Below are 15844 nucleotides of genomic sequence, written 5' to 3'. Positions count from 1 at the left end.
CCTTTTCATGCAACTGATTGAAAAACACCCAGCATAGGATGATAGTACCATTGGGTCACAGTTTTTTTTACGCGTAATCTTATCTCGCCAAATTCACGGCTTACCTGCTCTAGTGTCATTTGCATTAGCTGTGATCTATTACGATAAACTGTCTTAGTATCAAGCACAAACCAAGAATGATTACCGGTTGCAAAAGGGCATTCCACCATGCTGATATTGTCAGCAACTACTTCTTTGCGTGGCCAGGCATTATCGTCAATCAACATAAAAATAGGTTCATCCTCGTTATCAGTTAAAAATAAACAATAGGGTGCATCTGACGAAGATTTACGAAACGGTCGACGTCGTTGTAGCTCTGCGCTCCATGTAACGTTCATATCCCACCATTGAGAAGCATAGTCGGCTGGCCATGCTAAGGTTGAAGGTAATGGAATATTTATTGGTGGAAATAAGCTTTGTATTAATGAAAAATGCTCAAATGTGACAAAGTCTTTTCGTATATCAGCAAGAATAAACTTTGGTTGGGTTATTCTAGGTATGGAGTTAACTTGTCTATAATAATGCTCAGGCAAGATAGTTTTAAGATCATGACTTAATAATATTAAATCATCTCGTTCTGGCCCAGGCTGACAATAAGCTGGTAATGAATTCCCTTTTTTGTCACGTAGATCTCTAAGTGCACGATAATTACGAGATAAGATAAGTAAATTTGTAGTCGTTGGTATTTTTTGCCTATGTCGCTGAATTCGTCCGACTAATTGAATGAGTGAGCGAACCGAGCTAGGTTCTGCTATTGCCCAATCGTAATCATGATCACGGCCAACTTCTGCAACCGATGTTGCCAGCACAACAAAAACGTGATGTTTACTAGGGTATTGGGCTAAGGCAGCTTTAATTTCTACTTGATCCCAGAGTGCATTGACGTCATAACGCGTTAAATTACTGTCTAATCGTTGTTCTATGGCTGATCTAACGGCCAAAGGATGCTGGCTGTGATAAACACAATAATGGAACTGGTACCCCTCGTCTGCCGGCATGCTGAATAATGTTTGTGCGACAGCGACCAGTGGCTTAATATTCGCCATGCGAACCAACCCAATAGAAACTTTTTGCCCACACGGTGACACTTGATGATTCGCATCATGTAATTGATATATCCCTTTACGGATATGAGTTGATAGTGATGCGATGATAATGGCTGGATCACGACTTGGAGTTGAAACATCGAGTAGATCTCCTTTGCGAAGCGGCGTTTCTTTTTCAAGTGATTCTTTTCTAGATAAAACAAAATCGCTATGCCCTTGCATTAATTCAGCTTTGTTAGTGCAGCAAATCGATTTTGAATCAAACTCGTCAAACCAACTACAAACGACAGGCAGTGGATTTTCAGAGTGATTACAAAGAGTATTATAGTGCTCTCTACCTGTGCGATAGGCTTCAAACAGTGCGCACACGAATACTGGAGGCATAGTGGCAGAGGATAACAAGACTCTAGAGCCTAGCATGCCCGCCCAATTAACCAATCTACATAGTGCAGGCAAGTCTGCGACATCAAAGTCGTCTGGTTCATCAAGGACTAAATCAGACGTTAATAGGCGTAGAATAGGCACGATTTGTTTTCCACCTCGAACACCTTCGGTTGCAGGTATCAGATGATCAATCGTACTTATTAATATTGGTGCACTCAAAAGCTTTTCGAACTTAGGCTTTTCTTTCAGCCAAGATTTTAATGGTCCCTCATACACTTCGCCAGCATATTGAACATATAGGTCTTCTCCTAAAGGTTCCGAGAGTGATTCACTGCCAGTTATAAGGTTTGTTGCATCCTTATCTTTTTTGTTTTGGGCTTTATTACTTTCATGCATTTGTTGTACAGCTGCGGAACCAATTAAGACGGCGATCTCTTCATTTTTGAGCTTTAGACGCTCTTTAAGAGCATCACCAGTTTGCAAAGTTAGCGTTCGAAGTCCTAGTGCGACACTAAAACGCGCACCGACAGCCTCATCACTCAGCCCGTACATAATGCGTGCGTTGGCAAATGTCTTGCCGCGACCTGTACTAGCCATATTAATACCAAAAAAACCATGTGTTGATGTTTGTTGGCTGACTTTTACCGCGCAATCATACGCTTTGTCTTGCCATTCAAATTTGGTCCCTGTCGACCTTATTTTAAATACAGGATAATTTGAGATTGTCGGTAAAGATTGCTTCAATGAGGGTAACTGATGCGCCAATATTGAAGAGTAATGACTTACGCCAATGTTGTGCTCATCGAGTTTTTGGTTATAAATTTTTTTAATGCGATCTGTATTAGCATAGGCTGTATAGTTTGGATCTTGCCATTTAATTTCAGGTGGCAATGAAGAATAGTGCTGATCTGCAAGAATTAAGGTCAGCCTGGCAATGTGACTAATAAAACGTTGGTCAAAATAATCATTTTCAAATAAAGCTTTACAACAAAGCGCCTCTTTAGCAACTTCGGAGGCTTTAAGGCGCCAAGTGTTGCTAGAAAAAGGCGTACGTTTTTTAAAACTCCAATTAAGCTCTCGTTGATGCTCTGTGCTTTGGATGCTTTGTTTAGAATTCCAAATTGAATCGAAATCATCATCAAGCCAATTGGCCATGTTTTTAACTGATGGCTCTAATGTCGACCCTTCGAGAGTAAATGCCGGTAGGCGGTGATGGGATACGATTAACCATGCCACGACTCTAGCAACAGGCGATAACCCTTCAAAAGGGGCAAGGGCAGTTCTACTTGGATTGTCGCAATATAAGTTTTCAATTAAAGTGCTTTCATCATCTTGCGTCAGTGATGTTAATTCTGAAAGCCATTGTTGATCGCTTTTGTTAGCAGCAAAAGCCTGAAACAGTCTTAGAGAAACCCATTCGTGTCTATAGGGCTCATAAATCTTAGACTTTTTCTTTGGATTTATTTTATGCTGAAACAAAAGAGTGGCTTTACCAAAGTCATGGAAAAGAGCTGATAATGCAGCAAGAAAATCAATTACATATGTGTATTTTTTATCTATATTCAACTACCAATCCTTAGTGTTGTTTGTTTACGATAATGAAATTTTTCTAGCTCAACATCAGTTTGTATATTTGATTAGACTCAATGAATGCCTTTCCAAGGTTAACTGTAATTATATACAGTTAAATTTACGCTGCAAGTGAGATTAGTACAAATACGCATCAATTGTGATGCTGACTTAACCCTAATATTATTTAAAAAGGACTTTTCGTGTTGAAAAATATTAATATAATTCTATTTTTACTAACATCTTATTTGTGTTCATTCAGTGCTTTTGCTGGAATAAATCCACAGTTAGAGAATTTTTTAGAAATCATCATAAAGCTTAATATAAGTGATGATTTTCCGAGAAATGAGCTAGGCAAAGAAGTTTGCAAAAATAGTGGTAAAACTGATCATCAGTGTAGAGGTGCCACAACACTAGCCAAAGGTTTTTGCTTGGCTAGTGGTAAAACTGATTTTCAGTGTAATGGTGCGACAACGGTAGCCAAAGGCTTTTGTTTGGCCAGTGGTAAAACGGATTTTCAGTGTAATGGTGCAACAACGATAGCCAAAGGCATTTGTTTGGCTAGTGGTAAAACTGATTTTCAGTGTAATGGTGCGTCAACGCTGGCCAAAGGCATTTGCTTGGCTAGTGGTAAAACTGATTTTCAGTGTAATGGTGCGTCAACGGTGGCCAAAGGTATTTGTTTAGCTAGAGGTAAAGCGGATTATGAATGTAGAAACATAACATTAGAGCAGGCATATAACTTACCAAAAGTTGATTCTGTGTGGAAATGGGATCAGTTTCAATCGCCAAATGCCTATGGTAACGTCTGGGCTTGTCGGGGTACAACTACAGGTCAATTTGCTGATGATTACAAATGCGCCAGTGAATTAAAGATTGATAATACTTGGCCAAATAATTAGTAAAATTAGTGCTTAAGGTCTGCTGACTTAACCACAAAGTACAGATTGTGGACAAGTACAGCAGAACATTGTTTAACCTTGATCGAGGGTTCTTATGTAATTTCGTTGAGTTACCCCGATGTAAGGCAATTAACTGGGCTAGGATTAGTTCAGTTAATTTTGTATTTTGATATGCTTTACCGTTGTTGCGCTTGCTTATATCCACCACAGTCGGAAAGTTGAGCGGCAAGTTTGGTAATGATTTGCAAACCAGTTTCGGTAGTTAAACCATTAAAATTTCTACAATACTGCGTCAAAGCTAATGTGCCATACATATACGCTTCAATTGTTGGTACTGGTGCAACATGAAGGCTTCGTCCTTGACCGCCACCGCTCTTCATAAAGAAGTTCTGACCTTGGTTTATTACTTCTAAAAACTTTGAATCATGATTATCAAATCTTGCACTTGGTAAGAACCCTAACATGACCGCTGCGAAGATTGGCAGCTCAGTTTTAGTCATTTGTAATACGGTTTTGTTCGTCCACAAATACCGTTTGTTATTCGGATCATTTGGGTTTTCTCGTTCGGCTGACTCTATATTAACACTCATCCAGCCGCCTTTCGTTTGACTTGTTTCAACTTGAAACGCGCACTTTTTACCGAAAGTATTTAATTGTAAAAACCACTCTGGACGTTCGAGCTTCGGTTTACCTTGAGCATATTCATGCCCCTGATTGTGTCCATTTTGAAAAGCTGGTCGTTGTTCAAAATTAAGGTTTGAAATTTGGCGAAATTGGTTTTGTTGATGCATAGCTGGGTATTTCGGTGATTCCGAACAGCGATCCCGGAGTTATCCGATCACCCGTTAGCCGTTCTTTTTCATAACTCTAGTTTTACGCTAAGTGATCGGATTGGTCTAGTTTTCTCATCGACTCTCCTGTTAATTCTATTCGGTGACTGTTGTGTAATAGCCTATCTAGTAGTGCATCAGCGATCGTCGGGCTTGGGATCAGTTTGTACCACTCACGGGTCGGTATTTGACTGGCGATAATGGTGCTTGATTGCTGGTAGCGTATTTCCATCACATCCTGCAAGTCGTTAGCCTGTCGCGCCGTTAATGCTTCCATGCCCCAATCGTCTAGAATGAGCAGTTTACGTTTAGCCAAGGTGCTCAGTTGTTGGCGGTATGAGCCGTCGGCGTGGCCGATATGTAGCTCATCTAACAGCTCACCGAGCCGGTAGTAACGTACGCTGTGATGTTGGTCGCACGCTTGTGTTGCCAGCGAGCAGGCAAGATACGTTTTACCGCAGCCCGTTGCCCCCGTTACTAACCCAAATGGTATTCACTCTTGGCAAGCAATCGGCACGTTGTTTAAATCTGACGTTGTCACGCGCATCAATAACCGACACTCGTTAGTATCAATATTACAAATTTGACCGTAGACATCACGATTCAAGAGTGTCGATTTATCCATAATGAAATGACTTTGTGAAAAATCACCTATCCAGGTTAACGAATTTGCCCCCTGATTCAAATTTACTACGGCACCTTTTTCGGCGGCATATAATTTGATGACTTCACGGTCATTTATTCTCGAAAACGCTTCTAACGCTAAACTGACTTGATCACACAGCTTTTTGCCTTGGCGTAAGTTGGTTACGGCCCATTGCTGACGACATGCACTGATCAAATTTAAAGTATATGTCGCGCTGTTTAACTCGCCTTTTTGCAATTTTTCAGCATTTTCATAAAGCTTAACGCCATCTAAAATACCGCCACCACAGCCTAAAGACTCACATCGACTGTTTTCAGACCAACGATGTTCACCGGAAATAGCCACTAAGGTACTCCACTGCTCTGGAGTAAAATCAAAATCTTTTTTAACCAATGCCAGTAAACCTGCCACGATTGGGCTTGAGAAACTCGTGCCGTTCCAAGATGAAACTTGCTCATTTCTTATTAAGCTACTAACGGAACTCCCCTGAGCCATTATGTCCAGAGTGGGACCATAATTACTAAATGAAGACAAATCTGTCGGGGTATAGTCACTCGATGCAGCAGCACCGACAGAAATAACGCCGTCACAATTTGCGGGAGCGACCATGGCCACGTCTTTACTCTCATTACCTGCTGCAGCCACTAACACAAACCCTTTTGCGATGGCTTTATTAATAGCATTTTGTAAATAACGAGGACATTCTGAAACCATGCCTCCTAAGCTCATATTAATAATGCCCGGCTCACCCTCAAACTCAGGTAATTCAGGTGATTGTGATTTGAGGTATTCCCCATTGCCCGAAAACCAATCAAGCGAAGCAGCAACGTCACTTAAAAAACCATTTCGACAATTAAGTACTCTAACTGGATGAATTGTTACATCGCCAACCATACCGGTTATTGCGTTAGCATTACTGATCCCTGCGCCAATAACACCTGCAACACCCAAACCATGGCTGCTTTCACAACTCTCGTTAAAATCTTGCTCCAAAAAGCCCGACTTACGCTCGTTGTCAAAAGACACGACAACAAAATTCACGCCATCGGCATAATTGATATCCTGATGTGAACGAAACCCACCATCAAGCACATACACATCGACATTCTTTTCTGGCGCTTGTAACTTGCCCCACAGCGATAAGACCGAAGATGATATCGGGTTAGCCGCAGAGTTGTCGTTAAAATAGCCTTGCTTATAAAACTCAGGATCATTCGGTGTAACGCTATGCCATGCCGTCTCGCTACTTTGCACAATCACATCACGTTCAACATAATGGTAAAGACCACTGTCTATCAACAATTGCTCAGCCTCATCAATTGTCAGTTCTAAAGGCACATGCACAACTTGAGAGCGAAGCTCTGTAGATACTACGGTATGATTGTGATGCATCATATTCTGTGAAGTCTGCTGTACAAGCAACGAAGGTACGCACCAGTTTTTACCGCTTCTTAAGGTAAAACAGTTTTCGGTTTGAACCTGTGACTGCGTAGCAACATACGGTAAGTTAAGTGCTTTAATGTCATTACTTACAATCAAACGTGCAGATTGAGCCAGCAAGCAACTTGAAAAGAGCGCGATACTCAGCAGTGAAAATCCGGTAGTCAACTTCAACATAGTCATTCTCCTAAAATATTAAATGAGCTTATAAGCCACAAGTGTTGTTGGTTAAATCAGCTAAATAAGCGACGTCATCATTGAAAACCCATTGATCTCCTACTACTTGGCCCAAAGCAGCATTACCCGTAAAAAAGGAAGACGTTTTAAGCTGAGTATTTAACTGAAATTGGTTGGCTTGCACGACGGCAGGTAAACTGTTAGCAAGTTGGCTAAAAAGCGTATTCAGTAATGTACGATAAGGCGCCATATGCTCCTCAAGGTGAGTGAGTGCATACTGATACTCAGTTATAAGTTGCGCATCAGACACATTACCTTGCTTATAATTACTCACCTGTATCGCAGCAATTGCGCTAGAGAGTGCAGTCGCGTTGGTATTTATAGCGCTGTGGCTAGTTTGTGCTGCTTGTTCACTTGGGTTGTTGAGCACCATTAGTTCACGCAACGCTACTAACAGCGTTTCTTCTTCGGTTGCCGCGACTAAACGTTCACGCTGGCTTTGTAAAAACTCGATATCAGCCAGTTTTTCAGTAAATGAGCTGTTATCTATTGTTACCTGAATATTAGTAAGCACCCGCCGCGTTTCATCCGTTCCATCGATAGCGGTTAATGTGATAAACCCTGAATATTCTCTATCAACCTCTGCAACTTGCAGCGTAAAGTTATTACCCTCTCCACGCATAACGATGATCTGTGGAATATTAGAAACTACCGTAAAGTTTGCTGAAGTTTTCACATTCTGCACCGTTACCGAGACAGGTAACGTGCTACTCTCGTTAAGAACGCTAGGAATGGTACTTAGCCTGGCACTAAAAGGTCCAATAGGTGGCTCTGATTCACCACCGCCACAAGCAGTAAGTAACGGAATAAATAAAGAAAGTGCGATAAGATTTTTCATAAGCAATACCTCTGTAATAACTGATCAGTAAAAGAGCAACGAAAAAATTTCTTTCCCGCGCATCCGATAAAAACCATATTAATGAGAGGCCATGCATCTGATGATTATCCAAAGACTTATTTGCAAAAAAAGTTGAAATTTTTTCCAACTTAAAAAGATCTTTTTAAAATGCACAAAGCAGGCGATGTGCCTGCTTTGTTTAATGAAACAAGATAACGTTGTTAATGCAACTGCGTGTGTTTCGGTAAAACTGCAACCACTTTAAACCGCAGATGTCTTTTGTGGATGGGTCCAAAGTAACGGCTATCCAAATTTCCTAGCCAGTTATCTGACATAACAAAATAATGATCATCTGGAACATGCACGACCACTTTATGATCAACATCAGCATGTTCGTTCAAATAAGCAAATGTAATCGGCATGTCATTAACATTATTAGTTTCAACACGATAAATTGGGGTTTTTAAGTGTTCAATCTCTCCTGCCAAAAGCTTATATGTTTTGCTTGCATTAGTTAAGAACAAATCTTCGTGCCCCTGAGCTGGCGAAATGACAACATCTTGGCCGTTAATGGACAACCATTCTCCAGTGCTGGCATGAAAGACTAAAGTATCGCCTGGCCCTGCTATAATTCGTTTCATCAGGTTTGGCGATACGCCTGTTTCACTGTACGAAGTTTTAAAAGAACTTACTCCGTGAATTTTACCCACCTCTATTTTTGATCCAACGCTTTGCATAAAAGCTTTGTCGCCATTCTTTATTAACGGGAGCATCGATATACCCGTAATATTTGCAATATATGAGTTTGTTGATAACGCTACCCATGTTAAGAACATAGATGCCATTAGAAGAGGGACAAATAACCATAACCACTTTTTACTCATGTTATTTGAATTAGTTTTGGCGGGCGCCGATTGCGAAATAATCATGTCATTCTCCAACAGATAAAGGATAATTAGCAGTGTGTAATGGTTTACTAAACTGCTTGGCCGTAAGAGAACACTATAAATAAGGGCCGCTCATCTGATGCATAATGAAAATGACACAACCAATTTAATCGTTAATTAAAATTGGAAACTTGGACGCAAAGCCTTTAACCACATCAACTGTCAATTTATCCCTGAATTATGAGGAAATAAAAAACGCCAGATTAGCTGGCGATTTTTTTAACTTAGTACGTTTCTTAATTTACTAATCAAATTAAAATTCAAAGTCTAGAAAGATGTAATCGGTATCGGTATCGGTATCGGTATCGGTATCGATTGAGTTTAACGTTTCTTCTTTATGAAAAAAACGTCGAAGTTCATCCAATACACTCTTTCGAAACTTTGGTTTCTGCTCTAAATCCGCAAGCAATCGATCAACGATTAATGAGTAACGTGCATAACAAACTTTTACATCACTCAATAAGCTAAGATCCATTTCTTCAGTCCATTGTTCGATTAAAATATTTAGACCCTGAATCACTTCCGTTGATTCACCAAAGGCATACATCAGGCACTCCAAAATGATTAAAGACTTTTTATAACCTTCCAAGGCAGTTAAAATATTACAATCATCATGATCAGCTAAACGACTTAGCGCAACCGTTAACGCTCGCAAACATTCGGGTGAAGCTGACTGCTCAATATACTGTTGATTATTAATAGCCACAATTTGTAAATAATGATCCATTGCGCTGGCATCATCACCGTTAGCCTCATCGAGCATTGCTAAACGATGCAGCACGGATATCTTAATTTCAATTTCAGAAGATGGTAAAGGATACTCATCTAAGACAGCTAAATAACGCGTAAAACATGCTTTAGCTGAAACAAAATTACCAATTTCGTATTCAAATTCTGCTAAATATCTAAGAGCAGCAGACAACATATCTGAGTCAAGAAAATTTGGTTTTAGACTAATTTGATTCTCTGCGATGTTAATGAAACGAGTATATGTTGCTCTTGCTGCCTCCTCATTACCGCTACGAGCATAATTATTTGCAAGTTTTGTGAATGGATAAAATAGAGATCTTAAATAACCTCTAGCTTCACTATCTCCTGCAAATAACCTTTCACGAATGGCTAAAGAGCGCTCAGCATTGGCAAAATCCTTTTCCCTCTCTCCGTAATGCAAGTTTTCAAGCACATCAGCTAAAATGTCTAAGCGCTCTTCTGTTTCACCATCTACATAAATTAGCTTATCGCAGATAGCTAAACACTCTGCTAATATGTTGCGCTTGGAAACCAAACTTTCACCACTATTATACCTAAAAACTAAAGCGTGGAGTAATTTAATAACATATTCCATACGCTCAGGTGTTTCACCAAACTTAGCCATCTGTTCTTCGATGATAATTAAGCTTTGCAAGTACCATTTTTTCGCTGTTCTGCCAGAATCATGATAAAGTGCTTCAAAGTTACCTAGTCGACCAAACGCGATAGCTAATTCTTGAAAACGCGCAGGTGTTCCACCAAACTGTTTAATGATACGCCGACTAATAGCTAGGTTTCTGTAACAAAGTTGGTTCGCAAGGTTAACATAAACATGCCGTGAGTAAAGATCGCCTAATTTACCTGTAAGTACCTGCTCGCATTCCAAATATAACAATGAATCTTTGACTCTTGTGTTTAAATTATCTAAGACATCAAGCCCACTATTTAAAAGAGTGAAAGCCAGTTCAAAATCTATTCGCAATTCATAACAAAACTTACTCTGCAAAATAACAATGTTTATGTAGGCTTGAAGCTGTTGCTCGTCGAACTGCTGCCCCAGTTTCGATACATACTTTAACGCTAAGTATTTCAGAAACTGCTCAGCCGAGAATCTCGAATCAAGACTTGTAAATAGATTACAAGCAATATAAAGAAACGTTTTTTGCTCATCAGACTTCAAATTCAGCCAACGAGCAAGCGAGTCGGTGCCGTGCTCAAACCAAGAAATAAGAGCAAGTGCAAGCGATTGGTTTAGTATTGACAATGCTGAATTTGCAAATAACGTTTTAGCTTTTTCTAAATCGAACACTTCAGGGGATTGCATTAACTCTGCTGATAGACTGCGCTCCACGTCGTTTTCAATATATTTAAGGGGTTCAGCCGCATTTAGCAAAAGCTCGTATATAGCGCTATAAACATCTTGGGCCTCAGTTGATAGCACATCTTCACTCGTCAAGGAATGACTAAGCTCGCCTGCTAACACGCTGATAAAATGAAAATTTTTACTTTCAGGAAATGTCAAACTTTGCATGTCATACTCCAATAATTTTAGCGAAACTAACCAGTTTCAATAACTTAACGACCTAGTTGTTAGAGGGCACTATAAATAGTAGAGAACGCATCTGATGCATAACCTAACATTTAAACATGAAAAATATTTTGACCGCTCAATAAAAGCACTTCTTAGAAAGCTAGAAAAACTCAAATTGAATGAACTCAAAAGATAGACTGCATGGGTGGGATATAACCATGTAAAAGGCATCGGCTTGTACCACTAAGCTTTGCTGCGTTAGCAATACCGACTAAAAATGACTCCGCGGCTTGGTCACGTTCTGAGCACAGGGTATGCTCGGAAAATTTAGAGATAATTAATAATTTCTTATTGACATTATTTTTCTTTAAACTTAATCTAATTAAGTTGATGGCAAATGTACAAAAATTACCCATCAATTTTTTGACTAAACACGCTAGATATGTGCTGTCAAAATTAGATATAGATACACACATAGCAAAATCCAAAACTTAATATAAAAATTATTGTAATTAAATTACTTACGTTTCCTTATAAGAGGGCTTTATCTGAATAATTTTGGTTTACTGATAAATTGACTTAGTCTTAATCTAAGCTCTTAACATTTACCATTTTTAATCAGCACTTCTTTGCGGATGCGTATCAATTTTATATGCGTTAGGAGCTTGCTATGTCTGATTTATTCAATTCTGTTGCTTTCAATTCTGATAAAAAAAAGAACAGTCGCGTTGAGCATCCCTCCCGAGAAAGCATCATCCCCAATAGCTTCTCTATTACCAACAAAAATATCCATAATCCTATCATACCTGAAGAGTATGATACTTTAATTTCCAACAAAGCTGCCCCTGTTCATACCGACTTAATAGTCCAGGAACAATTGGATGGTAACGCCGACTCACCTCTAATAGACCAAGAATTTAATTGTGTCTCGGATAAAGAGAGCTTCAACTTAAATTATATAGTCGAACATAACTCATCTTTAATCTCAAGCCGCTACGATCCTGCCAGTTTTAGCAAGGCAGTAAGAGCAATATGCAATAAGTATGGTCTGCAAGAGTTCGAAGTTGAAGGTCCATTACTATTGGTCCATGTGTTTGGTTTAAACACAAGAAAACTATCTCAACAAGCCATCATTGACATTTGGGACGACCATTGTCACGACATTAAGTGTGATTATGATGATGTAGCTTGAAACTTAGCTACCTTTAAATACTTATTTTACTCTTTTATAAAAGGGGCTTGCTATGTCTGATACAACCAGTTCTGTTTCATTCGACTCTGATAAAAAAGGGATCAAACGTGTCGTTCACATTTTTCAAGATATCATTCTTCCCCGTTCGACCCCAATAAGCACCAAGCAAATACATGACCATCTCATTTCTGAGGGTTATAACATTTCCCGCTGCCAGCTGAACAGAATACTGAATTCGTACTCTAACGATTTTGGCGTAGACCGAGTTGACGATAAGGATGAATTCGGCAGTATTTATTGGCTAGCAAAAAAGTCATCTAGCAGAATGAGTGAAGTAGAAGCAATGCTTTATATTGCTGTGACTGAGCATATTGGGCTTGAAACGCTTATATCATCGCTGCCAAAGGATACTCAAGAGTTTCTTATGCAGCAACTTGAGAGAACGTCGACGCGTGTCAAAACGCTGAAAAATGTGCCTCACCATCGGGTCCATAATTTTCAGAAAAATACCCAACTTTTTTGTGCTTATGAAAATAAGTGCCGTTTTGAACCCGGGGTTTTAAACAGCTTTAGAGCTGCCCTCAATAATTCACTAGAATTAAAAATTACTTCAAGTGAACTTCCGCCTCAAACACAAGACCTATTCACACCGATAAGTCTGTTTGAAAAAGAGGGGAACCTTTATGTCACTGGTTTATCCGAACTTAATGGAGGAACTAATGCTAACTATAGTCTTAGCAAAATTACGACAGCTAATTGCATCGACCCTGACTCTGCAACTTGTAATCGACTGCGTCGCTAAATATACATCGCGGCAGCTCATACATTAGCAATGTACTTAGGCTATGCACTCTTTTATTCTTTACACAAAAAAGAGTGCGAGCTAAATGCCAAAAGTATTATAGAAAGCGGCACAAATCTCACCTAGTGCTTTAATGCATTACAGGCCGCATCATTAAGGCCTGCAGTCGCTAATAAGCTGCCTGACGGTTAAAGCGCCACAACGGACTTGCAGTAAATAACAATGCGTCCATAGAACGACATTGCTTGCAAATGCCGTTTTTTCAGCAAATAATCTTACCAGGGCTAACCGCTCTCCGCGTCATAGACGTAATTATTTAACTCATCAAGAATCAAATTGATGCTGATAATTCGCGGTATTCATCTAAAGCAAAGCGATCGGTCATACCACTTACGTAATCAATAATAAGCCTACAACGATAATATAACTCTTTTTTCAGATTATCGCTTTCTTGTTTTTCCAATTTGTAGACATCTTCAACACTGTTCAAGTAAGTCGATATGTGTTTACGAGATAAGTCACGAAACAAACGTGTTTCAATGGGGTGAGTTTTTAAAAAATTGCTTGTCGCTAAGCTTTTAAACTCTACGAATGACAGTTTTAACAATGGAGTGTAAATTAGTAACAAACCTTTAATTACAGAAAACCCCTTCAGTTCAAGCCGTTCAACCTCTTTATCAGAAAAAACTTTACTTACAGCTACGTCTTTAAGGGTTTTTGCAGCCAGATCATAGCTGTCATTACCACCCAGTAATGGCTCGTCAAAGGTACCATCGAAAATCGCCTGATGATTACTAACAAACCGCTCTGCAGCATAGTTTGCCAAATCATTAACTAATGACGTTCTTAACTTTAATATGTAATGATGGCTTTTATTAATTACAGTACTTTGATAATTTGTAAGTGCTTCTTTTTCTATTTTTAATAAATACCCCTCTTCAACCACTGCATCTGAAATACCTTTTTGGCCTTTGTATGCATTCCACTGATTTCTTATGGCTTGGCTTAGCTGTTCAACATCAAGAATACCTTTGTCTAAAGCGTCATCTAAATCGGCTATGCTATAAGAAATATCATCAGCCGCTTCCATGATATAAGCGAGTGGGAAACGGCAACCCGCCTCTATATTCAACGTAGACATTAACTCGGAAACGTAGCTTTCCTCAGATAGATAAAAACCTGGCTTTTTCTTTCGATATTTAAAATCACTGGTATCTTCTGGCTTGTCTTCATAAGCCGGCCGCGTGTACTTAAATAAACTGGCTACCTGAGTATAGGTAAGGTTTAGCTCTTGCAAACTATGCAACAACCTAATGGCTTGAGCATTGCCTTCAAAAGACAATAAATCACGCAAATGTATATCTACAACTTTTTCGACAACTTTTTGTTTAGCTTTATTGTTTTGTTGTGTATTGCTCTTATCTTCACCACTGTCTTTTGAATCAACCGGCTCGCTTGGTTCACTTTCTAATACTACCACGTCAGAAAAATTATCTTTAAAAATTTGGACAAGCGTTTCTCTAGCCCAAAAATTAATTGCTTCTTCGCCAAAATGACCAAACGGAGGGTTACCAACATCATGTAGCAAACAAGCAATTTCAACTGCACTAATAAAACCATCTCGCTTATCAATGAGTCCTAACTGTGTAGTTAAACTATTTGCATCTAACTTTTTAAAAATGAGTTTTGCAATATAGCGCCCGGTTTGCTGTACTTCTAACGAATGTGTTAAACGACTGCGGACAGCTGCATTAGTTTCAAGTGGAAAAACTTGAGTTTTTTGCTGTAAACGTCTTACAGCAGCAGAGTTAATTGCCCGTCCACGATCGCTTTCCATTTCTTCATTAAAGTCTCTTATTACGTTTTTAACGCTTGACGGTCTCGGACGTTCTGTTTTTAACTTATCGTTATAATTCATTAAAATACTTCCATCATAGAATATTTAGTAAGAAGTGACATCGAAATTATTTTTAATAAGCTCTGGCTATCCATTATCAGCCTCCTTTATTCGCCACATATATTTATTATCAAACCAATAAATCGTAAATGTTAGCCATTACCCTTAACTATGCTGACAATGAGTTTTAAGAAAGCTTAGGTTTCCTATTACTACTAGCTAGAAGCGTTCTGCTTCATGCTAACTCTCTAAAGAATATACATTAAAACTGTTTCTTATCTATACAGATTTACAATGGCATTAATTGATATTAGGTTTATACTTAATTTGTTCTTAAATATATGAGCATTAAGATAACGGAGTATCTAACTATGCGTGTTAATGAAGCGGGCAGAATTTACAACAATGTAATGTCAATTAGTGTTAGAACACATGGAAGAGAAAAAATGCTCACAGAACTCAATGAGGCCTTAGCATTTATGAGCAACTTTGATGACTCTGATCCTGTCATGTTTGATGGCAGTTTTACTTTTCTGAATATCAAAGAAGCAAAAAAGCATATTAAAATAAGAGCAGATAGACTAATTAATATCGAAAAGATAGAGGACACGCCTCCCCTATCCTCTCAACATCACATTTATTAATACAGTTCAAAACGGCTAACACGAAGCACTTTATAAGCGTTCATTTAAATTTCTAAATATCCAATAGGCTGTTATAGGCGACAAAACATTTATCGTAACTGCCTAACAAAGCGAAATATTTTTCTAAAAAGCCATCAATTTCACATTTAA

12 protein-coding genes are annotated in these 15844 nt (G+C 38.9%); 4 read left to right on the top strand and 8 right to left on the bottom strand.

Going from position 1 to position 15844, the window contains the following annotated elements:
* Window positions 1-5: 5 nt before the first annotated feature.
* Window positions 6-3035, bottom strand: a complete 3030-nt coding sequence (gene cas3f, locus L1N97_RS14790) for a type I-F CRISPR-associated helicase Cas3f (protein WP_236130334.1) — start codon at window positions 3033-3035, stop codon at window positions 6-8.
* 206 nt (window positions 3036-3241) lie between these two features.
* Here cas3f and L1N97_RS14785 point away from each other — a divergent pair, with 206 nt between their 5' ends.
* Window positions 3242-3940, top strand: a complete 699-nt coding sequence (locus L1N97_RS14785) for a hypothetical protein (RefSeq protein ID WP_236130333.1) — start codon at window positions 3242-3244, stop codon at window positions 3938-3940.
* Between the two features lie 176 nt (window positions 3941-4116).
* Here L1N97_RS14785 and L1N97_RS14780 read toward each other — a convergent pair whose 3' ends face one another.
* From L1N97_RS14780 to L1N97_RS14755, 6 genes are all read right to left on the bottom strand, one after another.
* Window positions 4117-4731 carry a hypothetical protein gene (locus L1N97_RS14780; protein ID WP_236130332.1) on the bottom strand — a complete coding sequence of 205 codons (615 nt, stop codon included), beginning with the start codon at window positions 4729-4731 and terminating at the stop codon, window positions 4117-4119.
* Between the two features lie 82 nt (window positions 4732-4813).
* Complete coding sequence (locus L1N97_RS14775) at window positions 4814-5263, bottom strand: ATP-binding protein (RefSeq protein ID WP_329605561.1); 450 nt, start codon at window positions 5261-5263, stop codon at window positions 4814-4816.
* The gene (locus tag L1N97_RS14770) at window positions 5264-6811 is read right to left on the bottom strand and encodes a S8 family peptidase (protein ID WP_236130331.1); all 1548 of its coding nucleotides are present in this window, start codon (window positions 6809-6811) and stop codon (window positions 5264-5266) included. It abuts the gene before it with no gap.
* A gap of 250 nt (window positions 6812-7061) precedes the next feature.
* The gene (locus L1N97_RS14765) at window positions 7062-7931 is read right to left on the bottom strand and encodes a hypothetical protein (RefSeq protein WP_236130330.1); all 870 of its coding nucleotides are present in this window, start codon (window positions 7929-7931) and stop codon (window positions 7062-7064) included.
* Window positions 7932-8152: 221 nt separating this feature from the next.
* A complete protein-coding gene (gene lepB, locus L1N97_RS14760; RefSeq protein ID WP_236130329.1) occupies window positions 8153-8860 on the bottom strand; it encodes a signal peptidase I in 708 nt (235 codons plus the stop codon).
* A 271-nt stretch (window positions 8861-9131) separates the two neighbouring features.
* The gene (locus tag L1N97_RS14755; protein ID WP_236130328.1) at window positions 9132-11159 is read right to left on the bottom strand and encodes a tetratricopeptide repeat protein; all 2028 of its coding nucleotides are present in this window, start codon (window positions 11157-11159) and stop codon (window positions 9132-9134) included.
* Window positions 11160-11829: 670 nt separating this feature from the next.
* On the opposite strand from L1N97_RS14755, the gene L1N97_RS14750 reads away from it, so the two are divergent.
* Together L1N97_RS14750 and L1N97_RS14745 are read left to right on the top strand one after the other, a co-directional pair.
* Entirely contained in the window at window positions 11830-12351 is a 522-nt protein-coding gene (locus tag L1N97_RS14750; protein WP_229588179.1) for a hypothetical protein, read from the top strand.
* A gap of 52 nt (window positions 12352-12403) precedes the next feature.
* A complete protein-coding gene (locus L1N97_RS14745) occupies window positions 12404-13153 on the top strand; it encodes a hypothetical protein (RefSeq protein WP_229588177.1) in 750 nt (249 codons plus the stop codon).
* Window positions 13154-13484: 331 nt separating this feature from the next.
* Here the strand turns inward: L1N97_RS14745 and dgt are convergent, their stop codons facing one another.
* On the bottom strand, window positions 13485-15071 hold the full coding sequence (gene dgt / locus L1N97_RS14740) for a dGTPase (protein WP_236130327.1): 1587 nt from the start codon (window positions 15069-15071) through the stop codon (window positions 13485-13487).
* Window positions 15072-15421: 350 nt separating this feature from the next.
* On the opposite strand from dgt, the gene L1N97_RS14735 reads away from it, so the two are divergent.
* On the top strand, window positions 15422-15694 hold the full coding sequence (locus L1N97_RS14735; protein WP_236130326.1) for a hypothetical protein: 273 nt from the start codon (window positions 15422-15424) through the stop codon (window positions 15692-15694).
* Window positions 15695-15844: the final 150 nt, after the last annotated feature.

Source organism: Rheinheimera sp. UJ63, assembly GCF_021568285.1.
GTDB lineage: Bacteria > Pseudomonadota > Gammaproteobacteria > Enterobacterales > Alteromonadaceae > Alishewanella > Alishewanella maricola.
This window is presented reverse-complemented; position numbering and strand designations above follow the sequence as displayed.